The organism is Sporolituus thermophilus DSM 23256 (assembly GCF_900102435.1).
GTDB lineage: Bacteria > Bacillota > Negativicutes > Sporomusales > Thermosinaceae > Thermosinus > Thermosinus thermophilus.
In genome coordinates this window covers 1-24,788 of sequence record NZ_FNBU01000009.1, presented here as the reverse complement: position 1 = coordinate 24,788, position 24,788 = coordinate 1, and the positions used below count along the sequence as shown (strand labels likewise).

General features: G+C 47.6%; 26 protein-coding genes and 1 rRNA gene. 4 read left to right on the top strand and 23 right to left on the bottom strand.

What is annotated here, in order from left to right:
* Window positions 1-10: 10 nt before the first annotated feature.
* The 21 genes from BLQ99_RS06815 to folP form a co-directional block, all read right to left on the bottom strand.
* Window positions 11-601, bottom strand: coding sequence for a MotE family protein (locus BLQ99_RS06815; protein ID WP_093689421.1), 591 nt, complete (start codon window positions 599-601; stop codon window positions 11-13).
* 18 nt (window positions 602-619) lie between these two features.
* Window positions 620-1,150 (bottom strand): lytic transglycosylase domain-containing protein, encoded by a 531-nt coding sequence (locus tag BLQ99_RS06810; RefSeq protein WP_093689420.1) that lies wholly within the window; start codon window positions 1,148-1,150, stop codon window positions 620-622.
* A gap of 8 nt (window positions 1,151-1,158) precedes the next feature.
* Window positions 1,159-1,602: a flagellar export protein FliJ gene (gene fliJ, locus BLQ99_RS06805; RefSeq protein WP_093689419.1), complete on the bottom strand. Its 444-nt coding sequence runs from the start codon at window positions 1,600-1,602 to the stop codon at window positions 1,159-1,161.
* Window positions 1,603-1,616: 14 nt separating this feature from the next.
* Window positions 1,617-2,936, bottom strand: a complete 1,320-nt coding sequence (gene fliI / locus BLQ99_RS06800) for a flagellar protein export ATPase FliI (RefSeq protein ID WP_093689417.1) — start codon at window positions 2,934-2,936, stop codon at window positions 1,617-1,619.
* A complete protein-coding gene (fliH, locus tag BLQ99_RS06795; protein WP_093689415.1) occupies window positions 2,933-3,670 on the bottom strand; it encodes a flagellar assembly protein FliH in 738 nt (245 codons plus the stop codon). The genes fliI and fliH overlap by 4 nt, the downstream gene beginning before the upstream one ends.
* Window positions 3,663-4,676, bottom strand: a complete 1,014-nt coding sequence (gene fliG / locus BLQ99_RS06790; protein ID WP_171904620.1) for a flagellar motor switch protein FliG — start codon at window positions 4,674-4,676, stop codon at window positions 3,663-3,665. Before fliG ends, fliH begins: the two co-directional genes overlap by 8 nt.
* Before the next feature lie 17 nt (window positions 4,677-4,693).
* Window positions 4,694-6,229, bottom strand: a complete 1,536-nt coding sequence (fliF, locus tag BLQ99_RS06785) for a flagellar basal-body MS-ring/collar protein FliF (RefSeq protein ID WP_093689413.1) — start codon at window positions 6,227-6,229, stop codon at window positions 4,694-4,696.
* A 38-nt stretch (window positions 6,230-6,267) separates the two neighbouring features.
* A complete protein-coding gene (fliE, locus tag BLQ99_RS06780) occupies window positions 6,268-6,567 on the bottom strand; it encodes a flagellar hook-basal body complex protein FliE (RefSeq protein WP_093689411.1) in 300 nt (99 codons plus the stop codon).
* A gap of 14 nt (window positions 6,568-6,581) precedes the next feature.
* Window positions 6,582-7,013, bottom strand: coding sequence for a flagellar basal body rod protein FlgC (flgC, locus tag BLQ99_RS06775; protein ID WP_093689409.1), 432 nt, complete (start codon window positions 7,011-7,013; stop codon window positions 6,582-6,584).
* A gap of 2 nt (window positions 7,014-7,015) precedes the next feature.
* Window positions 7,016-7,420, bottom strand: coding sequence for a flagellar basal body rod protein FlgB (flgB, locus tag BLQ99_RS06770; RefSeq protein ID WP_093689407.1), 405 nt, complete (start codon window positions 7,418-7,420; stop codon window positions 7,016-7,018).
* Window positions 7,421-7,666: 246 nt separating this feature from the next.
* The gene (gene codY, locus BLQ99_RS06765) at window positions 7,667-8,443 is read right to left on the bottom strand and encodes a GTP-sensing pleiotropic transcriptional regulator CodY (RefSeq protein WP_093689405.1); all 777 of its coding nucleotides are present in this window, start codon (window positions 8,441-8,443) and stop codon (window positions 7,667-7,669) included.
* Between the two features lie 62 nt (window positions 8,444-8,505).
* The gene (gene hslU, locus BLQ99_RS06760) at window positions 8,506-9,894 is read right to left on the bottom strand and encodes an ATP-dependent protease ATPase subunit HslU (RefSeq protein ID WP_093689403.1); all 1,389 of its coding nucleotides are present in this window, start codon (window positions 9,892-9,894) and stop codon (window positions 8,506-8,508) included.
* Window positions 9,895-9,912: 18 nt separating this feature from the next.
* Window positions 9,913-10,443: an ATP-dependent protease subunit HslV gene (hslV, locus tag BLQ99_RS06755; RefSeq protein WP_093689401.1), complete on the bottom strand. Its 531-nt coding sequence runs from the start codon at window positions 10,441-10,443 to the stop codon at window positions 9,913-9,915.
* A 14-nt stretch (window positions 10,444-10,457) separates the two neighbouring features.
* Window positions 10,458-11,366 (bottom strand): tyrosine recombinase XerC, encoded by a 909-nt coding sequence (gene xerC / locus BLQ99_RS06750; protein WP_093689399.1) that lies wholly within the window; start codon window positions 11,364-11,366, stop codon window positions 10,458-10,460.
* 70 nt (window positions 11,367-11,436) lie between these two features.
* Window positions 11,437-12,756, bottom strand: coding sequence for a methylenetetrahydrofolate--tRNA-(uracil(54)-C(5))-methyltransferase (FADH(2)-oxidizing) TrmFO (trmFO, locus tag BLQ99_RS06745; protein WP_093689397.1), 1,320 nt, complete (start codon window positions 12,754-12,756; stop codon window positions 11,437-11,439).
* Window positions 12,749-14,884, bottom strand: a complete 2,136-nt coding sequence (gene topA, locus BLQ99_RS06740) for a type I DNA topoisomerase (RefSeq protein WP_093689395.1) — start codon at window positions 14,882-14,884, stop codon at window positions 12,749-12,751. Before topA ends, trmFO begins: the two co-directional genes overlap by 8 nt.
* Window positions 14,881-15,966 (bottom strand): DNA-processing protein DprA, encoded by a 1,086-nt coding sequence (dprA, locus tag BLQ99_RS06735; protein ID WP_093689393.1) that lies wholly within the window; start codon window positions 15,964-15,966, stop codon window positions 14,881-14,883. The genes topA and dprA overlap by 4 nt, the downstream gene beginning before the upstream one ends.
* Before the next feature lie 79 nt (window positions 15,967-16,045).
* Window positions 16,046-17,182 carry an MGDG synthase family glycosyltransferase gene (locus tag BLQ99_RS06730; protein ID WP_093689391.1) on the bottom strand — a complete coding sequence of 379 codons (1,137 nt, stop codon included), beginning with the start codon at window positions 17,180-17,182 and terminating at the stop codon, window positions 16,046-16,048.
* 15 nt (window positions 17,183-17,197) lie between these two features.
* Window positions 17,198-17,680 carry a 2-amino-4-hydroxy-6-hydroxymethyldihydropteridine diphosphokinase gene (folK, locus tag BLQ99_RS06725; protein ID WP_093689389.1) on the bottom strand — a complete coding sequence of 161 codons (483 nt, stop codon included), beginning with the start codon at window positions 17,678-17,680 and terminating at the stop codon, window positions 17,198-17,200.
* Window positions 17,677-18,045 (bottom strand): dihydroneopterin aldolase, encoded by a 369-nt coding sequence (folB, locus tag BLQ99_RS06720; RefSeq protein ID WP_245690317.1) that lies wholly within the window; start codon window positions 18,043-18,045, stop codon window positions 17,677-17,679. The genes folK and folB overlap by 4 nt, the downstream gene beginning before the upstream one ends.
* The gene (gene folP / locus BLQ99_RS06715) at window positions 18,045-19,244 is read right to left on the bottom strand and encodes a dihydropteroate synthase (protein ID WP_093689385.1); all 1,200 of its coding nucleotides are present in this window, start codon (window positions 19,242-19,244) and stop codon (window positions 18,045-18,047) included. Before folP ends, folB begins: the two co-directional genes overlap by 1 nt.
* Before the next feature lie 118 nt (window positions 19,245-19,362).
* On the opposite strand from folP, the gene BLQ99_RS06710 reads away from it, so the two are divergent.
* The gene (locus BLQ99_RS06710) at window positions 19,363-20,415 is read left to right on the top strand and encodes a nicotinate phosphoribosyltransferase (RefSeq protein WP_093689383.1); all 1,053 of its coding nucleotides are present in this window, start codon (window positions 19,363-19,365) and stop codon (window positions 20,413-20,415) included.
* A gap of 70 nt (window positions 20,416-20,485) precedes the next feature.
* Here the strand turns inward: BLQ99_RS06710 and BLQ99_RS06705 are convergent, their stop codons facing one another.
* Window positions 20,486-21,325, bottom strand: a complete 840-nt coding sequence (locus BLQ99_RS06705; RefSeq protein ID WP_093689381.1) for a methyl-accepting chemotaxis protein — start codon at window positions 21,323-21,325, stop codon at window positions 20,486-20,488.
* A 302-nt stretch (window positions 21,326-21,627) separates the two neighbouring features.
* Here BLQ99_RS06705 and BLQ99_RS06700 point away from each other — a divergent pair, with 302 nt between their 5' ends.
* From BLQ99_RS06700 to BLQ99_RS06690, 3 genes are all read left to right on the top strand, one after another.
* Complete coding sequence (locus tag BLQ99_RS06700) at window positions 21,628-22,725, top strand: zinc-binding dehydrogenase (RefSeq protein WP_093689379.1); 1,098 nt, start codon at window positions 21,628-21,630, stop codon at window positions 22,723-22,725.
* A gap of 137 nt (window positions 22,726-22,862) precedes the next feature.
* A complete protein-coding gene (mutM, locus tag BLQ99_RS06695) occupies window positions 22,863-23,681 on the top strand; it encodes a bifunctional DNA-formamidopyrimidine glycosylase/DNA-(apurinic or apyrimidinic site) lyase (RefSeq protein ID WP_093689377.1) in 819 nt (272 codons plus the stop codon).
* 42 nt (window positions 23,682-23,723) lie between these two features.
* Window positions 23,724-24,359 (top strand): YigZ family protein, encoded by a 636-nt coding sequence (locus tag BLQ99_RS06690; RefSeq protein WP_093689375.1) that lies wholly within the window; start codon window positions 23,724-23,726, stop codon window positions 24,357-24,359.
* A 107-nt stretch (window positions 24,360-24,466) separates the two neighbouring features.
* Here BLQ99_RS06690 and rrf read toward each other — a convergent pair.
* Window positions 24,467-24,583: ribosomal RNA gene (gene rrf, locus BLQ99_RS06685) — 5S ribosomal RNA — on the bottom strand.
* Window positions 24,584-24,788: the final 205 nt, after the last annotated feature.

The window sequence follows — 24,788 nt, the reverse complement described above, 5'->3', positions numbered from 1 at the left end:
TGATAAAAAACTAAATATCCGGTTTCGCCTTCAGCATTGCCTCGGTAAGACGGGCCGCGCGCCTGGCATCAAATGCTGCAAGTATTTTTGCTGCCTGGTCCTCTTCCATTTTATTTAAAATAGCCAAAACCATGCCGTCGTCCAATTGATTAAGAATGGCAACAGCTTCTTCAGGTTTCATACTAGTGTAAAGACGAGCAAGTTTGCTGACGCGTTTAGCCTCCTCCGCTTGGCGCGCTTTCTTGCTTTTTTCTGCCGCTTCTTCTGCGACTGTAGGTGGTCGGCTATCAGTTGGAACCATAACAGATGGTGAGGGCGGCGCCGGCTGAACCGGTGGCAGCAACGCGGATGCTTCCGTGTCCGGTACAGGCGGTGCAAATGGTTGCGGTTTTTGGAAAAAGCGCCCGATTACCGGTTTATCATACACTTTCCAATCGTCCGCCAGTTTATCAAGATCTATAAAATTTAGGTAGGCACCAAGTACAAAAGCCCCTCCGGCCAAAATAAGTGTTACCAAGAGTATCAGCAGTATTTTAAAGAAACCGCCAGATTTAGCTTTTGGGGGAGTAGAAGCAACATTTCCTTTGATTTTTCCTGCCATTGCCAACGCTACTCCTCATTAGATACTCTGGCCGTAAAAACCCAGCACTTTCGCCACATACCTCTGGGTTTCGGCATAAGGCGGAATACCACCATAACGGGCAACTGCCGCCGGTCCGGCGTTATAAGCAGCAATAGCTTTAGTGACGTCGCCATTGAAAGTATTCAACATATCCTTCAGATAGCGCACACCGCCGTCAATATTGTCCCAGGGATCGTAAATGTTGCGCACCCCTAACCGTTTTGCCGTTTCCGGCATAAGCTGCATAACACCGACTGCCCCGGCGTCAGACACAACAAGCGGCGATAGGCCCGATTCGGCCTGGGCTACGGCTAACGCCAAATTAGGATCTAAGCCATGCCGGCGAGCAGCCGCGTGAACCATTTGGGCAATTTCGCTTGACGTGTTAACGCCTGCCCCCGGCTGGGGCGATTGGTTTTTGGCAGCAGCAAACGTTGCCGCAAAATTACTCTTGGCCAAATGCGAAGGAGAAGCAAACCGCTGTTCTATTGTCGCAATGCGCTGGGTAACTCTGCTAATACCTTCCATGTCAAACCTCATTGCTTACGGGCAACAAACAAAGCGCCCATTTCGTCCAGTAGTTTTTGTTCTTCCCGGCCAAGCTTGCTCAAGTATTCCCGCCGCCGTTTTTCATGGAGTTTTTCAACCACCTTGCGGGCCTGAACAGCCTGCTCAAGATCCTTCTGTCGCTGGCGGCAGCATTGTTCGGCATAGTTAACTTGTTTTTTTTGCCGTGCTATCTCTTCTTTAAGTTTATCGAGATAATTATAGGCAATCTTAAGCTGGGCAATTGTAGGACAGGCCAGTTGACTTGACTGGAGGGCGTTAATATTGTCAGCAAATTTGCCTGTCAACCGGCGCAGTTTTTCTTGTTCATTAAAGCTCTGTTGCATCGCTTCCGCCAGTCGAAGTTGGGCCTGTTCTTCTTCCATATGGCGCATTTTTAGGAGCGTTGCCAGACGAAAACGAAACTTCTGCACTCTTTATCCACCCTTTAAGCCTGCTGTGCCAAGTCATGCAGCCAGGCAAGCGTATTGGTAAGGTCGGCCATCTCATGGACATCCTGCCGGAGAAATCGTCGCACACCTTCAATTAGCCTTACCGCCTGGTCTATCCTGGGATTGCTGCCGGCGGCGTATGCGCCAATATTAATCAAATCTTCGGCTTCACGGTATGTGGCCAAGATTGAGCGAAGCTTCTGCGCGGCCTGCCAATGCTCCTTACTGACGATATCCAGCATGACACGGCTTACGCTGGCTAAAACATCGATAGCCGGATAATGGTTTTGTGATGCCAAATCGCGGGACAAAACGATATGACCGTCAAGAATGCTACGCACCGCGTCGGCAATTGGTTCATTCATATCATCGCCATCAGCCAGCACCGTATAAATACCTGTTATTGACCCTTTATCACCAGTCCCCGACCGCTCCAGAAGCTTGGGTAGCATTGCAAAAACCGACGGGGTATAGCCACGGGTAGCGGGGGGTTCGCCTACTGTCAAGCCCACCTCCCGCTGGGCCATTGCGAAACGGGTAACCGAGTCCATCATGAGTGTTACATCTTTACCTTGGTCACGGAAAAACTCGGCAATAGCCGTGGCCGTCATAGCGCCTTTGATTCGGACAAGCGCGGGTTGGTCCGAAGTTGCGACGACAACAACGGAACGTTTCAAGCCGTCTTCACCGAGATCGCGCTCGATAAATTCCCGGACTTCACGCCCCCGTTCGCCAATTAAAGCGATAACACTGATGTCAGCTTCCGTATTGCGGGCAATCATACCTAGCAGTGTGCTTTTACCTACGCCGCTGCCCGCCATAATACCAATCCGCTGTCCGCGCCCTAAGGTTAAAAATCCGTCAACGGCCCGCACACCTACCGAAAGTATCTCCGTAATCCGCCGCCGGCTAAGCGGCGGCGGCGGCAGGGCATGAAGCGGATACTCGGCAACGGTCGCGACCGGGCCTCGGCCGTCGATAGGATTTCCCAGACCGTCCAGTACACGACCGAGCAAATCCGGTCCTACTCTTACTTTCAAAGTCCGGTTAGCCGATACAACGCTGCACCCTGGCCCAATTCCCTCCAGCTCACCAATCGGCATAAGCAGCACATGGTTGGGACGAAAGCCAACCACCTCCGCCGGAATAGGCCTGCCGCCGCTGCGCGGATGAATGTAACACAGTTCGCCCAAATTAACGCTCGGTCCCTGCGACTCAATAATCAAACCAATAATTTGGGTAACTTTCCCGTTCAACCGCATTGTTTCAGCGCTCTTAACCGCGCCGAGGTAGCGCTCAAAACCGACTAGCTTCATGGCAATAGGTCCTCTAGCGCTCTTTTTACCATTTCAAACTGTGTATCAATACGGGCATCTACCATCCCAAAGGGAGTATCGAGCAGGCACCCGCCCCTACCTACGGTATTGTCGGCGATAATTTGCAAGGCGCGCTCGCGGCCAATCACCAGCTCTAGGTCACGCTTGGCCTCCAGCACTACTTCGAAGTCTTCCGGATTTACCAGAATAGTTATTTGCTCCTGGTCGCGTACTTTTTCGAGAGCAGCCCGGACAATCGGCAAAACTACCATTGGATTCTCCTCAATTTCGCGGGCTAAGATTTTCCGCGCCACCGCCAAAGCCAAGTCGATAATGTGCCGCTCGGCATCTATCAGGGTTTGCTGATATTCCCGCCGCGCAGCAGCCAGGAGCTGTCCGGCTTGGTCGGCTGCCTGACGCAATGCGTTCTGCCTCTCAGCCTCGATATCCTGTCTCCCCTGTTGCATCCCCTGACTGTATCCTGCTTGATAGCCCTGATCAAAAGCCTCTTTTTTCAATTTTTCATACTGCTGGCGGGCCTCGTTAAGCAAAGCGGCAGCATTTTTTCTTGCCTCGCTTAACAACCTGGCTGCTTCTTTTTCCGCATCGGCAATTATTTCGTCATGAACCCCTGCCAGCGAATCCTTCACTACTTCCGTTTGTTCAATTGTATGAACTGGCTCGATAACTACAGGCGTGCCTTGAACGCGCACGTATTTAATAATCTTAGACAATAATCTCGTCCCCCCTACCGCGGGAAACGATGATTTCACCTGATTCTTCCAAACGGCGAATCACATTGACAATTTTTTGCTGCGCCTCTTCCACATCGCGGATGCGGACCGGTCCCATGTACTCGATTTCCTCGCGCAACATTTCTGCAGCGCGTTTGGACATATTCTTATAGATTTTTTCCGCCACTTCGCCAGACGACGCTTTGAGGGCCAGTGCTAAATCTTTAGAATCAATTTCACGCAACACCAATTGCAGAGCGCGGTCGTCAAGCATCACAATGTCCTCGAAGACAAACATACGCTTCTTGATTTCTTCAGCCAGTTCAGGATGTTGGACTTCTAAATTCTCGATAATAGTTCTTTCCGTAGTCCGGTCGACCCGGTTGAGAACTTCCACGATAGAGTCCACGCCGCCAGCAGCGGTGAAATCCTGAGTGACAAGGGAAGAAAGCTTCCTTTCCAAGATGCGCTCAACATCTCTGATAACGTCAGGTGAGGTACGGTCCATGGTAGCAATTCGCCGCGCCACGTCAACTTGACGCTCTGGCGGTAACGCCGAAAGGATAGCGGCTGCCTGATCAGGTTGAAGATAGGCCATTATCAAGGCAATTGTCTGCGGATGTTCATTTTGAATAAAGTTAAGCAGTTGACCAGGATCTGTTTTACGGGCAAAGTCAAAAGGACGGATTTGCAGACTGGAAGTTAAACGATTGATAATAGCCATGGCTTTCTCCGTGCCAAGCGCTTTCTCCAAAATTTCCCTGGCATAATCTAAACCGCCGGCAGAAATGTACTCTTTGGCTAGACATATTTGATGGAATTCAGCCAGCACGCGGTCCTTGTATTCTTGCGGAACTTTACGCTGATTGGCAATTTCCAAGGTGAGCTTTTCAATTTCGTCTTCGCGTAGATGTTTAAACACCTGGGCGGAAATATCGGGACCAAGGGCAATCAACAAAATTGCGGCCTTCTGCTTTCCTGTGAGTTCACCAGACTGATACACCATTCCACCCCTCGCTTGAGCTACTCTTCGGCCAACCAGGTTTTGATTAAATGCGCTACTTCTTCGGGTTTGGATTTTGCCAGTTTCGCGACTGCCTCCCGTTGCTGCAGCCGTTCTTTTTCCTGCGGCGTAAGTTCTTTGCTCTTAGCCGGGACAGGCTGCGGCTGCGGCGGGGCAATGGTTACAACTTCGAGTTCTTCTTTTTGAAGGCGGCGTCGCACCAACAAACGCACGATGTATAAAAGCGCGATAAGTCCGATTGCCGCGGCGCCAACCCTTAACCACAACTCTTGCCGCTGTTGCTGTTCTAAAGCCTGTTCTTCCCGACGTTGTCTTTCCTGCAGCTCGGTGCTGAAGGGAATGCTTTCCACCGAAATCGTATCACCGCGCGACGGATTCAAACCTACAGCCGATGCAACCGTTTTAGCAATGCTTTCCTGCTTTGCCCGATCGATACTGGCATCAATCAATACTGCTACCGTTAACCGCTTTATCGTCCCCGGCGCCGTAACAACCCTTTCCTTGGTTTCATTAATCTCATAATTACGGGTTATTTCTTTTTTCTCGTAATTCGACTGATTATTTGCGCCTGTCACATAACCGGGAATGTTAGCTGTGGTGCCGGGCACGCCTCCAGGAGCGGGCGCAGAGCCACGGTAAGATTCGGACATTTCTTGCATGCTCCGAATAATTCCCTTATCGTCAGCGACAGGCTCGAAAGTCTGTCGATCAATCGTGCGTTGGTCGAAATTAAGTTCCACATTCACGCGTGCCGCCGCTTTGCCTGGTCCCAAAACCTGCTCCAACAGGGTATGAATATTTTTCTGCAAATCCTCCTGAATTTTTTTTGTCAGTTCAAGCTGCGTAACTGTAATCGCGCCAGTAGTAAAAGGAGTTTCCATCTGATCATTAAGTACACGGGCATAGTTGTCAACTACCGTGACATTTTCCGGCTTAAGCCCCTGAATACTGTGGGCAACAAGATTGACGATGCCGCGAACTTGTTCGCGTGATAACTGAACGCCGGGCCGAAGTTTCAACATAACGGAGGCTGTTGCCGGTTTTTCATTTTTTTTATACAAACTGTCTTCCGAAAGCACAATATGCACCCTGGCCTTTTCTACTTCGGCCATTTGTTCAATCGTGCGGGTTAACTCGCCCTGCAAAGCTTGTAAAAGGTAGACTTTCTGCTGAAAATCGGTAACGCCGAATTTAGTTTGGTCAAAAATTTCAAATCCCTTATATCCGCGTGGCAGCCCCTGGCTAGCTAATTCCAGCCTGACACGGTGCACATCCTTTGCGGGTACGAGAATAGCCGTCCCATTGGCCTCAATCTGGTGCGGAACCTTCATTTCCTTTAGTTTACTGACCACTTCACCGGCATCCTTAAGATCCAGGCCAGTATATAGTGGAACGTAGTCAATGCGCCCGCCCCACCAGTAGCTCCACAGTAAAATTACCGCAAAAACGAAAAAGGCTGAAGCGGCAATTAAATAGCGCTGTTTCTTGCCTAGGCTCCGCCAGATCTGCAGGGACTGCTCTTTCCAGTCAGCCATGGTCCCCAACCTTTCAGTGACAAATAATCATCCCGCAACTATACCTGCATGCGCATAACTTCCTGGTAGGCATCAACTACCTTATTGCGCACCTGCATGGTAAGTTGTAAGGCGATCGTAGCTTTTTCTGCTGCAATGACAACCTCGGAAATATCCTGCACTTTACCGGCCGCCAAATTAAGAGAAGCCTGCTGCGCTTCATGCTGTAGCCGGTTGACGTCCCGCAACGCGTCTGTCAAAAATTGGGCAAAGTCTTTATGATCGTTCCGCGCGGAAGCCGCTTCCTCTATATTAATGCGGCTTCCCACAGGAGAAAGACCCAATTTTTTGATCTGCATTACTTGCTTCCTCCCTATCGTCCGATTTCCAGCGCTTTCAGAGCCATGTTTTTCGCCGCGTTTATAGCGGTTACATTGGCCTCATAAGCCCTGGCTGCAGTCATCATATCAACCATCTCAGCAATGATGTTCACATTGGGCATTGTCACATAGCCATCAGCGTTGGCATCGGGATGATTAGGATCATACACTTGGCGAAAAGGTGCATTATCCTTAACAATACCCACCACCCTAACGCCAACGTTTTCCAGTTCATTGGAAAACAAATCAGCGAAAGACTTTTGACCTAAGCGAGGCTGGAATATAACCATTTGACGCCGGTAAGGTCCGCCTTCCGCTGTGCGGGTGGTGTTGGCATTGGCAATATTGTTAGAAATAACGTCCATCCTGAGACGCTCCGCCGTCATGCCGGATGCGGCCGCATCAATTGCGCCAAATAAACCCATATCTAACGTCTCCCTTCATTAATAACGGACTTAAGGTTGCTAAAATAACGATAGAGTTGCTGCGCAACAGCGTCATAGTAAATGTTGTTTTTTGCCATTTCGGCCATTTCAAAATCAATATCGACGTTATTGCCGTCAGCACGAAAGGCAGTATTGGTGACGGCCATTATTTCAATAGAAAGATCATCACTCTTTGCCGCTAGGTGTCGCTGATGTGTCCTGGAAAGACCTGATTTTCCGGTAAGAGCCTGCTTTAGATGCTCTTCAAAGTGCACCTCACTGCGTTTAAAGCCTGGCGTGTTTACATTGGCAATATTATTACTAATGACTTTGTGCCGCAGAGCAGCAGCCGCTAAAGCCCTCTCTAAAACTTTTACGTGCGGAGAGGAGACTAAGGCGTCGAACACCCAAACCAGCTCACTTTCTGTAAACTCCGTAATTAGTAAAATTTGCTAAGTTCAGTGATTAGTTCTACAAGAATCGGGAAAATCCTTTAAAACTACATAATAATTGCTATAAGAAGCGAAAAACCGACAAAAGTCCTATTTTATGTGAAAATTGGTTTAGTCCGTATGCCTCATGCCGGGCGCACAATATCCAAAAACCCGCTTCCTTGCCTTACGGCTTGAAAGCGGGTTTTGTCTACACTCTGATTACTTTTTAATTTTTTTTAGTTCATCTAATAGCCGGTCGTTAAGCACCTTGATATAAGTTCCCTTCATGCCCAGTGACTTGGACTCAATAACACCTGCGCTTTCAAATTTACGAAGCGCGTTGACAATAACAGAGCGGGTAATGCCAACCCGGTCGGCAATTTTACTCGCCACTAGCAACCCTTCATTGCCTTCCAGTTCTCCAAGGATGTGCATAACCGCCTCCAGTTCAGAGTAAGAAAGAGTTCCAAGCGCAACCTGAACGGTTGCTTTTTTTCTAGCTTCTTCTTCAATTTTGTCACTGCGGTCCCGCAAGATTTCCATACCAACGACGGTAGCACCGTATTCCGCTAAAATAAGGTCATCGTCCGTAAACTCCTCGTGGAATTTAGCAACAATCAACGTGCCAATTCTTTCACCGCCGCCATGAATAGGAACGATAGTCGTAAACTTATCATTAAATATGCACGCCGTACCTTCGCTAAAAGCACACATACCGCTTTCCAGGCGGAGGTTGGGCGAAGTTTCACTGATTTTGAGCAGCCATTCGACGTAGCGTTCTGGGAAGTTTCCCTGTTTGAGGACTCTGTCGCGCATTAAGTCACATTCGAAATCGTCAATGAGGGCATACCCTAAAACGGCGCCTTCTTTGCTGACAATGTAGACGTTGGCGCTCATTACACTGCTTAATACAGAAGAAATATCGTCATATTGGACTTTTTCGGCTTTTTGCAGCAATTTATTAATTTTTCGAGTGCGATCCAGCAATGATGGCACGGTTCATTCTCCTACCTTTCATACTTACTTAATTAAAATTAAAAATAAATGAAAAACCATAATTATAAAATATAATGAGATAGATCCTGGTTAACAACGATGTGCTCGAGTTTAGACTGCACATACTGCCGATCAATGACAATATGCTTCTCTGTCAAATCAGGAGCTTCAAAAGCAAGGTCTTCCAATAATTTTTCCAAAACGGTATGTAGGCGGCGCGCCCCAATGTTTTCCGTTTGCGCATTTACTTTGCATGCAATTTCTGCTAATTCATCAATAGCATCTTCGGTAAACTCGATTATTATACCTTCCGTTGCTAATAACCCGGTATATTGCTTAATGAGGGCATTAGCCGGCTCGGTGAGAATTTGTCGGAAATCTTCTTTTGACAAGCTGGTAAGTTCTACACGGATGGGAAAGCGCCCCTGCAATTCGGGGATTAGGTCAGAAGGCTTGGAAATGTGAAAAGCGCCGGCGGCAATAAACAAAATATGGTCGGTCTTCACCGGGCCGTATTTAGTCATTACCGTGGAACCTTCGACAATAGGCAGAATATCGCGCTGTACACCTTCCCGCGAAACATCAGGCCCGGAGGAATGTCCGCGCCCGGCAATTTTATCAATTTCATCTAAAAAGATAATCCCATAGTTTTCTGCCTGATAAACTGCCTCAGCGATTACATCATCCATATCAATTAGCTTTTGCGCTTCTTCCTGCGTAAAAATCTTGCGGGCATTCGCAACTGTGACTTTACGCTTCTTCTGCTTTTTCGGCAGCAAACTTCCAAGCATATCTTGAAGATTGATTCCCATCTCTTCAATACCAGCACCCGCGAACATGCCGACCATTGGATGCGAACTGTCTTCAACCGTAATTTCAATAAGTTCGTCCTCTAACTCACCTTGCTTCAGCCGCTTACGCCACCACTCTCTGCCAACATCCTGCCGAGGCGGCTCGGGCGCCGGTTGCTGTTCTTTTTGCGGGCTCATTCCCCCGGTGAACAGTATCTCAAAAGGATTCCGCGGTGGTTCTTTTTTGGCGGGAGGATAAAAATGGTCTATGATGCGCTCATCCGCCAACTCCCGCGCGCGGTCATTAACCTCAAGCATTTTTTCCTGCTTGACCATACGGATAGCCGTTTCCACCAAATCGCGCACCATAGATTCCACGTCGCGTCCTACATAACCAATTTCCGTAAATTTCGTTGCTTCCACTTTTACAAAAGGAGCATTAACCAACTTGGCCAGGCGACGGGCAATTTCTGTTTTACCTACGCCGGTAGGACCGATCATAAGAATATTTTTGGGAATGATTTCTTCCTTGAGTTCCGCTGGAAGCTGCTTGCTGCGCCAGCGGTTGCGCAAGGCTACAGCTACTGCTTTTTTCGCCTCATGCTGCCCAACAATATATTTATTTAATTGGGCGACGATTTGTTTTGGGGTTAGTTCCATCCCCCGCACTCCCCCCCTTTAAAGTTCCTCTACCGTGATCTGGTCATTGGTGAAAACACAAATCGCAGCGGCAATTTGGAGCGCTTCTCTGGCAATCTCCGCCGCAGATAAGCCGGAATGCTTAACTAGCGCTCGGGCTGCGGCCAGGGCGTAAGGACCGCCGGAACCAATCGCGGTAATACCATCATCCGGCTCGATCACCTCGCCGTTACCAGATATAATTAGCATTGATTGAGCATCGCAAACAATTAAAAGCGCTTCTAGGCGCCTGAGCACCTTATCCATTCGCCATTCTTTTGCCAATTCAACGGCAGCGCGCATAATGTTGCCGTTAAACTCTTCCAGTTTGCTTTCAAATTTGCCAAACAGCGTAAAAGCATCGGCAACTGAACCAGCAAAACCGGCCAAAATTTTGCCATGGTACAGACGGCGCACTTTTTTCGCATTGTGTTTCATAACCGTATTGCCGCCAAAAGTAACTTGGCCGTCCCCGGCAATGGCCGTTTTCCCCTGATGGCGCACAGCGACAATAGTTGTTGCATGAAACATAACCCTTCCACCTCCTATGCTCGGGGATGAGTCTCCCGGTAAACTGCCTTGAGCCTTTCTTTCGTAACATGGGTATACAGTTGTGTGGTCGAAAGGTTGACATGCCCAAGCATTTCTTGCACAGAGCGTAAGTCCGCACCATTATTTAGCATATGTGTGGCAAAGGTATGCCGGATGGTATGAGGACTAACTTTTTTAGCAACAGCAAGAATAGCTACGTATTTGTCAACAATTCTTCTTACGCTGCGATCAGTAAGCGGTCCACCTTTGCTGTTGACAAATAAATATTGGTGTTGTTCTTTACGCCATTTGCTGTATAGTTGCGGGCGGGCATCAGCTAGATAGTGTTCCAGAGCTGTTGCCGCTGTACGCCCTATGGGCACAATGCGCTCTTTGGCTCCTTTGCCACAGACAATGATAAAACGACTGACCAAATCCACATCACCAGTTTTCAGACCTGTCAGTTCAGCAACACGAACTCCAGAGGCGTATAGCAATTCCATTATCGCCGCATCACGCCGGCCAAGTGCATCATCAGCCGGCAGTTCCAATAGGTCTGTAATTTCCCCCTCGTCTAAAAAAACAGGCAGTTTTTTTTCGATTTTAGGTGTGTGAACTAGTTTAAAAGGATTAATATCGACTAAACCTTCCCGGCATAAAAAACGGTAAAAAGAGCGCAACGCGGCAATCCGCCGGGCAATGGTCGTGCGTGCATAATCATCAGCCTTCAGCTTTGCCAAATAGGTGCGGATAAGCAAGGGAGTAATGGCGGCGAAATGCACCTCGCCTCCCTCATGTTGGAGGGCAAATTCCCAGAATTGTTCAATGTCCTCTCGGTAACTCTTTACCGTGTGCGGGGAGGCGTTTTTCTCTAACCGTAGATATCGAAAAAATTGTTCTATTTGCTGTCGGCAGAAGCGCATAATACCTCGTTTTTTGTCGAAAATCCTGTTAGACCAAACTCATTAATTTATACTAGCATAAGCGGTAATTTTATGCAAGACCATTGTCTAATTTTTCTATAAAATTTTCCAGACTGGCAATCGCCCTCTTGGCAATAAGCGCATTTTTCCGTTTTTTGTCACGGACCGGCTGATCCAGGGAAGGAAGCAACCCGAAATTTACATTCATAGGTTGGAAATGTCGAGGATCCGCATGAGTAATGTACCGGCAAAGCGCACCATGGGCCGTCTCCTCAGGAAAAACTATTGGCTCCTGCCCGCGGGCCAGCCGAGCGGCATTGATGCCGGCGACTATGCCGCAAGCCGCCGATTCTACATATCCCTCAACACCGGTGATTTGTCCGGCAAATAGAATATCGGGATTGCTCTGCATCTGGAGAGTGGGTTTTAGGAGTTTCGGAGAATTAATAAAAGTATTGCGATGCATTACGCCATAACGCGCAAATTCTGCATTCTCCAGTCCCGGTATTAGCCTAAAAACACGCTTTTGTTCCGGCCATTTAAGGTGAGTCTGAAAACCAACGATATTGTATAGAGTTGCTGCCCCATTGTCTTGGCGAAGCTGTACCACGGCATACGGGACTTCTCCCGTTACGGGATGTCTTAGCCCCACCGGTTTCATTGGGCCAAACCGCAACGTGTCGATACCGCGTTTGGCCATTACTTCAACAGGCATACATCCTTCAAAAAATACTTCTTTTTCAAATTCTTTTACCGGAGCCGTTTCGGCATGAACCAGTTCATGCCAAAACCTTTCATATTCTTCTTTGGTCATTGGACAATTAAGGTAGTCATCATCCCCTTTTCCGTAACGGGAAGCGCGATAGATTTTATCCATGTTCAGCGAATCGGCGGTTACAAGCGGCGCGGCAGCATCGTAAAAATACAGATAATCATGTCCGGTCAACCGCGCGATGGCCTCGGATAAAGCAGGAGAAGTCAAAGGACCGCTGGCAATAACCAGCGGCTGAGCTTTAGGAATATCTTTTACTTCTTCAGCTATCACTCGGATACGAGGATGTGATGAGATAAGGTCGGTTACCATTCGGCTAAACTTTTCCCGGTCTACGGCCAAAGCGCCTCCCGCGGGAACGCGGTTAGCATCGGCGGCCCGCATAATAATGGAATTAAGCCGCCGCATTTCTTCTTTTAATAGACCGACCGCATTTTCAACCGCCGCAGCCCGGAGAGAATTGCTGCAGACAAGCTCAGCAAAAAAACCGGTATGATGCGCCGGCGTCATAACCTTAGGACGCATTTCGAATAAATCTACGTCCACACCGGCCTCAGCAATTTGCCAAGCTGCCTCGCTGCCAGCCAGACCGGCCCCGATTACTGTTACTCTACCCACTTTTTTTCCTCCGCTTACCGCTAGTTTTTGAATCCTCAGATTTAGCCGCCGGTATCTGCTCATTTGTAGGACAGGCAGGGTTAGCGCAGACTACTTTCGAACTGCCTTTTTTGAAACTATGGCGGGCCATAAACGAACCACAAGTTTTGCACGTTTCCTGCAAAGGCGTATCCCAAGTTACAAATTCGCAAGCTGGATAGTTTTCACAGCCGTAAAAAACCTTACCCCGTTTTGTCCGTCGCTCTACAATCTCACCTTGACACTTAGGACACCTTACCCCCATTGTTTTTAAAATTGACTTGGTGTTGCGACATTCCGGAAAACCCGGACAGGCCAAAAAATTGCCATAACGTCCGTGTTTAACTACCATAAAACGCCCACAGTTTTCGCACTTCACGTCCGATACTTCAACGGGAAGCTCTACCTGAAGGATTTCTTTCTCAGCATTGCTTAACGTCTCTGCAAAGGGTTGGTAAAAATTCCGGAGCACCTCAACATGGGAAATTTCACCTTCGGCGATATCATCAAGACGGTCTTCCATGCTCGCGGTAAACTCTACGTCCACGATATCGGGAAAATGGCGTTTTAGCAGATCGACAACTACAAACCCTAACTCAGTTGGTTGAAACTTCTTATCAACACGCTGTACATATCCGCGTTCAATAATCGTCTGAATTATGGGGGCGTAGGTACTGGGGCGGCCGATCCCCTTCTCTTCCAGTGTTTTTACCAGTGAAGCCTCGGTATAGCGGGGCGGCGGCTGTGTGAAATGCTGTTTGGGAACAATTTTGGCCAATTTTAGCGTCTGGCCAAGCATAAGCTCCGGCAGTTGAATATCTTTTTCTTTTTCTTCCTCATCTTTTGCTTCGGTGTACACTGCCATGAAACCCGGAAATTTAAGTTGGGATCCTGTGGCCCTAAGGCCAAACCGGCCAGCCGTAATGTCTACCGCTAGAGTGTCATAAACAGCGGCTGCCATTTGACTGGCAAGAAACCGCTCCCAAATAAGCGTATACAGTTTAAGTTGATCACGGGTAAGAAAATTAGCCAAACTTTGCGGCTCCAGTTCAAGACTGGTCGGCCTGATCGCCTCATGCGCATCTTGGGCTTTTTTATTAGCATAGATGGGAGGACGTTCTGGCAAATAAGAACTGCCATACTTGTCCGCAATGTATTTTCGCGCTTCTTGTTGGGCAGTTTCCGCAACTCGTGTTGAATCGGTACGGATATAGGTAACAAGACCTACCGGGCCTTTGCTGCCGATATCCAATCCTTCGTAAAGTTGCTGAGCCAGCATCATGGTTTTGCGGGACGTAAACCCAAGCTTGCGCGCCGCGTCCTGCTGGAGACTGCTGGTAGTGAAAGGTGGCGCCGGATTGCGGCGACGCTCCTTACGTTTAATTTCGGAAATTGTAAACTCTGCCTGTTCAAGCTCGGTTTTAAAGGCTTCCGCCTGCGTCTCGTTGGCAATTTTGATTTTTTCGCCATCTACGGTGATTACTTCCGCTTCAAATAAAGCTGCCCGGGCTTTCTCCCTTAGTTTGGCCGTCAGCGTCCAATATTCTTCCGGAACGAATGCTTGGATTTCTTTTTCGCGGTCGCAAATCAGCCGCACTGCCACTGATTGCACCCGCCCGGCACTGAGTCCTTTGCGCACTTTACGCCACAGCAACGGACTAAGCTTGTAGCCGACAATGCGGTCCAAAATACGTCGGGCCTGTTGAGCATCTACCCGATATTTGTTAATTGGCCGCGGCTTTTTAATTGCCTGCTGAATGGCAGTCTTAGTAATCTCATTAAATTCAATCCTACATGCTTTATCGGCTGGTATATTCAAGATATGAGCCAAATGCCAGGCGATGGCTTCACCTTCCCGATCCGGGTCGGTGGCAAGAAATACTGCATCTGCTTTTTTTGCTTCTTCTTTCAGGTTTTTTATAATTTCTCCCTTACCGCGGATATTAATATATTTGGGAGTAAAATCCTGTTCTATATCAACACCAAACTGACTTTTCGGCAAATCGCGCAAATGCCCCATCGAAGCACGGACGGTATAATTTCTACCTAAAAACTTTTCAATTGTTTTAGCCTTAGCTGGCGACTCCACGACAACGAGCGCTTTACTCACCTGTCTCCCTCCCTAGCCGTGCGAATATAACGCTTGGCGCCGTCTTCGCCTATCAGGCCGCGTAATTCAAGCTGTAGGAGTGCATATGTTACTTTAGATGCGGGAAGATTTGTTTTTACGACAATTTCGTCAACGCTGAGAGGATGTTCATAATCAAGACTGCCATAAACAGCAGCTTCATCAGGCAAAAGTTCCGGAGCCGCATAATGAGACACTGGCCGCACATCATATTCTTCTAGGATGTCCTGAACTTCGGTAACGAGCTTTGCGCCCTGTTTAAGCAGGCGGTGAACGCCTTTACTACCTTCGGAAAATATGCTTCCGGGAACGGCAAATACATCCCTGCCCTCCTCCAAAGCATAGTCGACTGTAATCAAAGCGCCGCTTCTTTCCCCTGCCTCCACCACGACAACGCCACGGCACATCCCGTTTATAATACGGTTACGCGCCGGAAAATGACCGGCGTGTGGCGGCGTGCCCGGGGCGTATTCCGATATAATGCCACCTGTCTCGGCAATTTCGGCCAGTATTTTGGCGTTTTCCGGAGGATAACAGACGTCCACGCCACACCCTAATACAGCATAGGTTGGGCCTTTTTGCAGCGCCCCCTTGTGCGCCGCCGTATCAATACCCCTTGCTGCGCCGCTGACCACACCGATACCGGCGGCAGCCAACCCGGCACCTAGCATTTGGGCGACATTCCGTCCGTATGATGTTGCCCGCCTGGCGCCAACAATTGCAATTAGAAGTTCCTCTGTCCGGGGAAGCCTGCCTCGGTAAAATAAAACGTAAGGCGGATTAAAAATTTCCCGTAGTAGTGGCGGGTATTCATGGTCGGTAAACAGACAAATGCAAATCCCAGCTTGACGCCACCGTTCCGCTAAACGATGTATATCTATCTTTTCCCGGTGTACAAGCAAATTATTACAACTGGTCTCATCGAGACAACGACACAAAAATAAATCGCCCCTATTAGCCTGCCAGGCTTGCTGGGCGCTACCAAAAAAAGCAATTAAGTTCCTGAGCCGCGAAGAACCGATTCCCGGCACCATTTGCAGAGCTGCCGCATATATTCTCTCCATCTGCCCGTGCACCGCCTTGAAAAAAGTTGCCTATAAAGGCAACTGCTGGGGATTATTATAACTGGTATGAAAATTCTGGTCAAGGCATAAATTGAGATATTTTATCATTGATAATACGGGCAGCATCCTGGGCGGCGAATGGCCGTCCCAAGGCTAAGGCTTGTTGCCGCATCATCTCAAGATCTGCCGGATGGTCAATAAGTAGGCGCGCCAACTGTATTTTCAATTCTTGCAGCTGATTGGCCTGTACAGCGACTCCCTGGGCTAATAGATATTGGGTATTAGCTTCTTCTTGACCAGGTATGGGACGATAAATTAAAATCGGTAGGCCTTTCGCCAGAGCTTCTGCCGACGTCATGCCGCCAGGCTTGGATATAAGCAGGCTGGCGGCAGTCATAAGTTCATGTACATTGTGGGCGAAGCCAAATACCCGCACTGGATGCCTGGCGTCCTTGGCCCGGCGAAGTACTTTATCATACATTTTAGCATTGTTGCCAGTAACAACTATAAGCTGTAGCGAAACGTCGAGACCGTCACATATATCAATAATTTTGTCCATAGGCAATATGCCTGCCCCGCCCCCCATAACCAGGATCGTTCGCCGCTCTGGATCAAGACCTAACTTTGACAATATATTGGGGGAGCTGGGTACAGCGAAGGCACTATCTATTGGTATGCCGATAACAGAAATACGTGCTGAGTCTACTCCATGCTCAATGAGATAGTTACGCATGGTTTCATTAGCAACAAAATAATGACCAATTTCCGGATAAACCCATAGGCGATGCACGACAAAATCAGTAACAACGGCAAAGGTAGGAATATCCAAGCCAGCAGTTTTGGTTAAATGAGCTATAAGTCCGGCCGGAGTAGCATGAGTACAAACAACGGCAGAAGGCTGATACTGGGAAATATAATGTCTCATCTGACGAGCAAGGTATTGGCTTATTAATTCCCGCCCCTTTACCGCCAAAGGACTTTTATTCCCCCAGCCATACATGGCGCCATAAGCACCGGGAATCAAATCCAAAATGGCGAGATATATCTTCAGTATCGATTTGCCAATGGCAGCGGGAAAGAAATCAAAAACATTGGCAATAGCCGTTTCCGCGCCGGGTTGGAAGTCCTGAAGCGCCTTGCTTACTGCCTGCGCCGCGCGAACATGACCCGCTCCAATCGGGGCAGTGATAAAGAGAACGCGAAACTTATGCTTCATGGTAAACTCCTCTTCTCAAAGGGTTCCGTACCATTCCACCTTGCTGTTATCAGCAGTGCGTGCCAGTAATTCAGCGGCGGTTAGATCGCCATAAACGGGCAGGTCACCAGTGATTTCCTGCAAAGGAACCAATACAAATCTTCGTTCTGAAATCCGGGGATGAGGTAAGGTGAGTGTATCCGTTTTCATGCAGACATCGTTATAAACTAAGATATCAATATCGATAGTCCTAGGTCCCCACCTCAAGGTACGCACTCTGCCCAATGTCCTTTCCACACTCAGGCAGGTTTCCAGAAGCTGCTCAGGGCCATAAGCCGTCGCAATACTTGCAACCGCGTTAAGAAAAGACGGTTGATCCTTCTTGCCAACAGGTTCCGTTTCATATAGAGACGAGACACGTAACACCTCAATCGATGGGTCCTTACCCAGAAACTGTATAGCCAAGCGGATGTTTTCTTCCCGGTCGCCTATATTCGAACCGAACCCTAGAATTATCATGTTCTTAGCCTCCGAGTGATCTCAATCTGTACATAGTCGAGTGAACCCGGAATAGGTACGGCCGGTTTTCGTACCCTGACGGTAACGGCGCTAACCAAAGAACCTGTGTTAAAGACAGCGGTAGCAATGTGGTCGGCCAAGGCCTCCAATAACCGGAAACGGCGTGTTTCCACAATATCCTTGACAATGCGGTAAATCAAAGTATAATCCACGGTATCTACCAAGTTATCAGTCTTACCCGCTAAACCGAGATCGGCCTCTATTTCTAAGTCTATATAAAACCGCTGGCCATGTTCCTGTTCATGTTCATGTACGCCATGATAGCCATAAAATACCATGTTTTGCAATAAAATCCGGTCGCTCATCATCCCCGCCTCCTTACCATGGCATCACTCATCCGCGCAATACGTGCTATTTGCTTTACGTCGTGTACGCGCACAATGCTAACCCCTTTGACAATCCCTAAGGCTACCGTTGCCCCTGTGCCTTCTACCCGGTCGTCAACAGGTAAGTTAAGCACTTCGCCAATAAACCGCTTGCGCGACGTACCGAGCAATATGGGACATCCTAAGGACTTAAGTTCGTCGAGGCGGGCCATAATTGCCAAATTCTGGTCAGGTGTTTTGCCAAAGCCAATTCCCGGGTCCACAATAAAATGCTCAGCTTGAATGCCGGCGGCCGTGCCGATTTCCAGACTGCGCCGCAGGAAGGCGCATATTTCAGCCATAATATCACGCTCGTAAACGGCATCTGTCTTATTATGCATTACGACAACTGGTACTTGATATTTGGCCACCACTTCAGCCATACAGGGATCGCCCTGCAGGCCCCAGACATCATTGATGATATGGGCGCCAAGTTTCAGGGCTTCTTCAGCAACGGTGGCTTTATAAGTGTCCACCGAGATCGGCACCGGAACGGTGGACACTAATTTTTCTAAGATAGGAAGCAGCCGTTCCATTTCTTCTTCGGCCGAAATCTTAGCAGCTCCGTAAGGTCGGGTCGACTCAGCGCCGATATCGATAATATCAGCACCGTCTCTAACCATTTTTTCTGCCTGTTTCAGGGCAGCGTCCAAATTATTATACCTTCCGCCATCAGAAAAGGAATCAGGTGTTACATTTAAAATTCCCATGATAATCGTCCGCTCCGGACTTAAGCTGAGCTGCCGGTCAGCCCAGGAAAAATGACGGACAGGAAAATTTTCACTTGCAGCCAAAACCATTTCCAGTTCCTCCGCCACTTTCGGCAGGCCCCAAGGCTGAGCTTTCAGTTGGGATAATGCTAACCTGTATTGCTTTAAAGTTGCACAAACAACTACATCGGTCGTCTCCACACTGAGGTCAGCCGTCCCGCGTGACACCGCCACTTCAGCACCTTTGGCGAGAAAAGTCTGTTTAAGGAGATTGGCCGCTTTGCTCGAAACATTCTCCAGCATAACAGTTTTAAAAACAGACTTTCCCGCCATTATCTTGATACCTGCCGGATCACAGCCTAGGCGGGTTAGGATTTCCCAGGCTTGCTGTTCGTTATCTATTTGTATAACGCGGGGATTGAAACTCATAAGGTAGCCTCCTGTATTGCAGTGAAATATATCTTATTGTATCATAGATAATATGTAGAATAATAACTAATAATGTAAAATTTAGCAACAAAGATGAAGTATTAGGAGGATATTTAGAATGAAAAAACGTTTGGCACCAGACGTTTTTCGGATACCTGTTGACGAAATCAAAAGTGGTTTTTATAGTGACAGTTATTTTCTCCGTACCCAAGAAATATTGACAAAAGATAATCATCACCCCCGCGTTTTGATGCAGGTGTTTCAACGGCAGCATGCCATGTTGTGCGGTATTGACGAAGCAATAGCCATTATAAAAAAATGTGCCTTTAATCCAGAAAAGCTTACTATTCATGCCCTCCATGACGGGGACATGATCGAACCCTGGGAGACTGTGATGACAATTGAAGGAGACTTAGCCGATTTCGCCCATCTCGAAACAGTGTATCTCGGCGTTCTTTCCCGACAAACCAAGATTGCTACCAACGTCCACCAAGCTGTCAAAGCCGCAAATGGTAAACCCGTTCTTTTCTTTCCATCCCGCTTCGACCACTATTCTACCCAGCTAAGTGACGGCTATGCCGCCCACATTGGCGGCATACACGGTGTTTCGACTCCCGCCAACGGAATTTATTGGCATGCCCCGGCGCTAGGTACTATTCCGCATGCCTTAATTGCCGCGTATGGTGGAGACACCGTAAAAGCCACTTGCGCATTTGACCGGCACATTGACCCTGCTGTTCATCGCGTGGCACTGGTTGATTTCAATAACGATTGTGTCGGTACAGCATTAGCAGTAGCCAAAGAACTGGGCGAAAAACTATGGGCTGTTCGCCTGGATACGGCTGATAACCTAGTTGATCAGTCTGTTATCCCCTACATGGGAACTTTTAAGCCAACCGGAGTTTGTCCGCAGTTGGTATTCAATGTACGTAAAGCACTTGATGAAGCTGGTTTTGGCCATGTTCGCATCATGGTGTCCGGTGGCTTTACGGCCGAACGTATTGCCCAGTTTGAGGCAGAAAAAGTACCTGTCGACATCTATGCTGTAGGAAGCAGTCTTTTTAATAATAATATTAATTTTACCGCAGATATTGTCATGGTTGACGGGCGCCCTTGCGCTAAAGTGGGGCGCAGTTACCGCCCCAATCCGCGTCTCGAATTAGTAGAATAGAACTTGAGTATATAAAACCTAAAGAAATCCCCCGCTGGTAAAAAGACCGGCGAGGGATTTAATTTATAGATCATTGCTTATTATCTGTATTAAGATGAGAGGCCAGCTTCGCCAGCTGCTCTGACATAGCCAACAGTTCCTGACTATGGGCCGTTAGTTTTTGGATCGTATTTGCCTGATGTTCGGTTACGGCATCGATTTGCGTAATCTCTGCGGCGATTTTTTGAATAGATTGATTAATGCGATTAAGAATAGAGGTAATTTGAGTGGCAGAACTAGCGCTGTTGATAGCTAGCTTTCGGACCTCATCAGCTACTACACCGAATCCGCGTCCGTGTTCCCCAACCCGGGCAGCTTCAATAGCAGCGTTCAGTCCCAGTAAGTTTGTCTGACTAGCCACATCCTGAATAAACCTGACAACGGTGTCAGTCTCGCTTACCTGCTGATTAGCCTGCAGAGCGAGGTCCTTTAAAAATTTCCCACTGGCTGCCAATTCTTCCGCTTGGGCTAAGATAGATTGTATAGAGGAGGCTAACTCGGTAGCGGAATTTGAAAGCTGCTGCGCGGCCGTTAATAACGTTTCTTTTCTCTCCAATGATTCGTGGATAGCGACCGCTCCTATGACTTCACCGTTCTCAATAATCGGCATACTTACGGCAATATAAGGAATTCCGTAAACTTCCTTAGCCACCTCTACGACAACTCTCTGCCGTTTCTGCATGGCCTGGTATACGGCCGAACCGGGTTTGATGCGCTCGCCAACCACTACTTGTTTAGCCAGTTCAGGAATAGAATAGGACACAAGCCATTTTTCCCGGTCACTAACGACCATACCGACTTTACCGGTTACTAACTGTGGAATATATTTTGCCACACGTACAAACGACTGGAGTAAACTGCTCTCGGTCATATGTCCCACCTTTTTAAAACCGGTTTATAATGCACAACAATAAAAATAATTATCCTAATTTGATTTTTTGTGGTTTGGCCCGTTCATTGCGAAGGTGTTTTTATGCAAAAACCAAATAACTTGGTTTCACCGCTTCAAAGCTTTAGTTCGTTTTAGTGTATTAATTCTGTGTAAAAAGTATATTTCCTTTTTTCTTTGAATTTTTTTGGTTTATTTTGACATCCTCTTGCCTTTTCCTTAGCAGGAAATCTATACCTCTTTCCAAAATATTTTAAATATCAACGCAAGAAAGGGGTATGGCTATGATCCGAGCAGCAATCATGGAAAAGCCGCTTGCTAAAGTGCGAATCGTTGATTTGCCGGAGCCAAAGCTGGAAGATGGAGCTGCCTTACTCGAAACAATTTATAGCGAAGTATGCGGAACTGACGTTCACTTGTTCAATGGACGCCTTGCCGGTGTTCCTTATCCAATTATTCCAGGACACATAAATGTCGGGCGCATCACACAAACCAACGGACCTGTCTATGATGTGGACGGCAACTTACTTCATCCTGGCGATGTGGTCACATTTTTAGATGTTCATGAAACTTGCCATAATTGCTGGTATTGCCTGGTTGCAAAAGCATCGACCCGCTGCCCTCACCGCAAAGTTTATGGAATTACCTATGGCGTGCAGGATGGAATTTTAGGTGGTTGGAGCGAAAAAATCTACTTGAAACCGGGCGTGAAAATTGTCAAATTACCATGGCAGATAAAACCGGAAGCTTTTATTGGTGGCGGCTGTGGTCTTCCTACCGCTTTTCATGCCGTTGAACAGGCAGGAATAAAGTTAGGGGACAGCGTGGTAATCCAAGGCTGCGGCCCTGTGGGCCTAAACGCGGCCATCCTGGCACAACTGGCCGGCGCACTACAGGTCATTGTTGTTGGCGCCCCCGCTCTACGGCTCAAACTGGCCGAGGATTTTGGAGTTGGCGCCGTTATTAACATTGAAACTATGGATACAGCGGATAGGATCGCAGCAGTAAAGGAGCTTACTGGCGGCCGCGGCGCTGACGTAGTAATTGAAGCAACAGGTGTTCCGTCTGCTTTAAACGAAGGTATGGCCATGGTACGGGATGCAGGTACTTATATCATCGTTGGTCAATATACTGATAACGGGGAAGTTACCTTTAATCCTCACCTAGACCTAAATAAAAAACATCTGACAATAAAAGGCGTTTGGGGAATTGACCTGAGTCACTTTTACCGTTCTATCCAAATCATGGCTAAATATCATCAACGTTTTGCCTGGGAACGTCTTATCAGCCGACACTATAGTCTTACCGATATTAATCAAGCTTTAGAGGACGTTGAACACTGCCGCGTAATAAAAGCCGTCATCGCCCCCAACGGCAAGTAAAGAAATCCGCCAGACCGACTTATTCGGCCTGGCGGTTCATCTTTTCTAAAATTCGGGTAAATTTCCCAAGTTATTAGTATACTATTTTCAGACTACAAAGGCCTAGACCAAAAGTTCGCAAAAGGACTGATTTGTTTATGCCGGAAATTCCAGAAATTGAAACCTTACGTAAACATCTTGCGCGAAGCGTAGAAGGTAAAAAAATCGCAGAGGTAGAAGTATCCCGTCCGAAAACACTTAATACATCTCCCGAATTATTTCAACAAGCTCTCATAGCTCAAGAAATTTGCCAGGTACAGCGCCGAGCAAAAATTCTTGTCCTGTCGCTGACTAATACATTTTCTTTTATAGTGCATTTTATGCTTGAAGGTTTTGTTCGTTTCTATTATAAAAATGAGATCATTGCAAAACGACCTTCTATTCTCCTCGGTTTTGACAACGGCGAACGCCTAGCGTTTTTTAAAATGAATTTAGGATACATTCACCTAGTTCCTACAGCAGACTTAGCACAAACACCTGAACTTGCCGCCCTGGGGCCTGAACCTTTATCACCTGCCTTCACTTATGATATCTTTAATAACCTTCTGCAACAACACAAGGGAATGATAAAGCCCTTGCTGATAGACCAAAAGTTCATTGCCGGCATAGGGAATGTGTACTCCAATGAAGTTCTTTTTTGCAGCCAGATCCTTCCTACGCGAAAAAGCAGTACCCTTTCAGAAGAAGAAAAGCAAAGCCTCTACCGGTGTATCCGTAGAATTCTAAATGATGCTATTAATTACGGCGGCGTCTATGAAGAAAAATTTTCGAGCGACGATACCATTACCGGTGGTTATACGCCTCACCTGCAAGTGGCTTACCGGACAGGCGAACCCTGTTATGTCTGCGGCACTCCCATTCAAACCAAACGTGTAGGCGGCAGGAATGCCTTTTTTTGTCCAGTATGTCAACATTGAATTACATTTATTTCCAGGGAAATATTTGCACAGGAGGAATACATGGAAAGTTATCGGACAGTGAAAGGTTATGGGGAAACAGCGCTAGAAATCAATAAATCCAAATTTATTGTCCAAGTTAACCGGGCAATCTCTGTCCAAGATGCCATTGATTACATCGGAACTGTCAAAAAGAAGCATTGGGATGCTACCCATAACTGCTCTGCATTCATTATCGGTTCACACGGTCAGCAGCAAAAAGCCGACGATGATGGTGAACCTGCTGGAACGGCAGGCATACCCATTCTCGAAACTTTAAAGAAAAATAAAATAACAGATGCCGTAATTGTCGTTACCCGCTATTTCGGTGGAATAAAATTAGGCACAGGCGGATTAATCAGGGCTTACGGAAAAATGGCCGCTTTAGGACTGCAGGCAGCAGGAATCTTGGAAAGAATTCCCCATACTTATTTCATACTTAAAGCTAATTACGATTTATTGGGGATAGTTGAACACTATCTGCACAGCAATAACTATATCATAAAAAAGAAAGATTTCGCCGAACAGGTAACAATCCATGTGTTGGCTGAAAAAAACAGGGAAAATTTTTTATGTCAGACAATAACCGATTTGACATCTGGTCAAGTTACCCTTTCGGTGGCAGGTATACAGTATGTCGATAAACCCTTAAATATTTAAAAACGTTACAGCACCCGCGTAAAAGACGTATTTTGGCTGGCAAAATTAATAAGGGCAAAACTATAAAATACCAAAAGAGCACCTAGTGTTAGGTGCTCTTTTGGTGTAACCGGCGTCTACCTATCCTCCCAGGCCGTCTCCAGCCAAGTACTTTCGGCGTTTACGGGCTTAACTGCTGTGTTCGGTATGGGAACAGGTGGGTCCCCGTAGCTATCGACACCGGATTATCTCGCCTGTCGACTTTCGACATTCGAGCTTCGACTATTTTTTGAAGGATTGATCCTTCAAAACTGCACAGAAGATTATTAAGCTATGCACTTTAGCTTTCTCCGTCAAACGTCCAATGTCCAACGGCTATTGTCTTTTAGGTCAAGCCCTCGGCCGATTAGTACCAGTCCGCTCAAGCGGTTGCCCGCCTTACACTCCTGG

Excerpts from the sequence above, each read along its gene's own strand:
- BLQ99_RS06815 (WP_093689421.1), bottom strand. The coding sequence starts at position 601 with ATGGCAGGAAAAATCAAAGGAAATGTTGCTTCTACTCCCCCAAAAGCT.
- BLQ99_RS06810 (WP_093689420.1), bottom strand. The coding sequence starts at position 1,150 with ATGGAAGGTATTAGCAGAGTTACCCAGCGCATTGCGACAATAGAACAG.
- fliI (WP_093689417.1), bottom strand. The coding sequence starts at position 2,936 with ATGAAGCTAGTCGGTTTTGAGCGCTACCTCGGCGCGGTTAAGAGCGCT.
- fliG (WP_171904620.1), bottom strand. The coding sequence starts at position 4,676 with ATGGTGTATCAGTCTGGTGAACTCACAGGAAAGCAGAAGGCCGCAATT.
- fliF (WP_093689413.1), bottom strand. The coding sequence starts at position 6,229 with ATGGCTGACTGGAAAGAGCAGTCCCTGCAGATCTGGCGGAGCCTAGGC.
- fliE (WP_093689411.1), bottom strand. The coding sequence starts at position 6,567 with ATGCAGATCAAAAAATTGGGTCTTTCTCCTGTGGGAAGCCGCATTAAT.
- flgC (WP_093689409.1), bottom strand. The coding sequence starts at position 7,013 with ATGGGTTTATTTGGCGCAATTGATGCGGCCGCATCCGGCATGACGGCG.
- hslU (WP_093689403.1), bottom strand. The coding sequence starts at position 9,894 with ATGGAACTAACCCCAAAACAAATCGTCGCCCAATTAAATAAATATATT.
- hslV (WP_093689401.1), bottom strand. The coding sequence starts at position 10,443 with ATGTTTCATGCAACAACTATTGTCGCTGTGCGCCATCAGGGGAAAACG.
- xerC (WP_093689399.1), bottom strand. The coding sequence starts at position 11,366 with ATGCGCTTCTGCCGACAGCAAATAGAACAATTTTTTCGATATCTACGG.
- dprA (WP_093689393.1), bottom strand. The coding sequence starts at position 15,966 with ATGGAGAGAATATATGCGGCAGCTCTGCAAATGGTGCCGGGAATCGGT.
- BLQ99_RS06730 (WP_093689391.1), bottom strand. The coding sequence starts at position 17,182 with ATGAAGCATAAGTTTCGCGTTCTCTTTATCACTGCCCCGATTGGAGCG.
- folK (WP_093689389.1), bottom strand. The coding sequence starts at position 17,680 with ATGATAATTCTAGGGTTCGGTTCGAATATAGGCGACCGGGAAGAAAAC.
- folB (WP_245690317.1), bottom strand. The coding sequence starts at position 18,045 with ATGAGCGACCGGATTTTATTGCAAAACATGGTATTTTATGGCTATCAT.
- folP (WP_093689385.1), bottom strand. The coding sequence starts at position 19,244 with ATGAGTTTCAATCCCCGCGTTATACAAATAGATAACGAACAGCAAGCC.
- BLQ99_RS06710 (WP_093689383.1), top strand. The coding sequence starts at position 19,363 with ATGAAAAAACGTTTGGCACCAGACGTTTTTCGGATACCTGTTGACGAA.
- BLQ99_RS06705 (WP_093689381.1), bottom strand. The coding sequence starts at position 21,325 with ATGACCGAGAGCAGTTTACTCCAGTCGTTTGTACGTGTGGCAAAATAT.
- BLQ99_RS06700 (WP_093689379.1), top strand. The coding sequence starts at position 21,628 with ATGATCCGAGCAGCAATCATGGAAAAGCCGCTTGCTAAAGTGCGAATC.
- mutM (WP_093689377.1), top strand. The coding sequence starts at position 22,863 with ATGCCGGAAATTCCAGAAATTGAAACCTTACGTAAACATCTTGCGCGA.
- BLQ99_RS06690 (WP_093689375.1), top strand. The coding sequence starts at position 23,724 with ATGGAAAGTTATCGGACAGTGAAAGGTTATGGGGAAACAGCGCTAGAA.